Raw genomic sequence first — 591 nt, 5'->3', positions numbered from 1 at the left:
AGGGTGGCAGCAGGGAGTTGGTGGACAGTTCGCGCAATTGGGCGATCGCGTCGTCCAGGCTTCCGGTGGGCAGCCCGGCCTGAACCTGGGCGCGTTCGGGCGGCCGCAGATCCTGCAGTTGCATCAGGCGACAGTCCAGATGGCCTCCGCTCTGACTGAAACCGATCAACGACAACTCGTTGCGGGCATTCAGGCAGCCGATCAAATAGGGTTCGTGCAGCGACATTCCCAGCAGCGACCCTTGGATTCCCCGCAAGATCGACACCATGCCGCGGTATTCGGCGACGTAGTAGTTGCTGCGGATGATGGCTCGGCCGATTCCGAGGCCCGCAAGCAACAGCAGCACCATCAGGGTGACGACGATCGCCATCCGTCGACGCGACCATCGCTGCCGCCGGGACGGTTCCTCTTGTGGCGGAACGCGTTTGGCGACCTCGTCGCGGGGTCTGATGGCCGAGGCGCGCCCTGCGGAGGTGTTGGGCAGGGTGGTCAGCTGGTCGTCGTCGCCGGATACCGCACCGGCCAGAATCGGCTGGGTTTGACCGTAGTCGTAGTCGACGACGTCGGCGACCACCACGGTCACGTTGTCCG

General features: G+C 64.8%; 1 pseudogene. It reads right to left on the bottom strand.

Features of this window, described 5'->3' with window-relative positions:
• Positions 1-591: pseudogene (locus tag A5706_RS18050) on the bottom strand (serine/threonine protein phosphatase); the annotation flags it as partial.

It is taken from the genome of Mycobacterium sp. E796, from assembly GCF_001672815.1.
GTDB lineage: Bacteria > Actinomycetota > Actinomycetes > Mycobacteriales > Mycobacteriaceae > Mycobacterium.
Note: the sequence above shows the minus strand (reverse complement) of the source record. Positions and strands in the feature narration are given on the sequence as shown.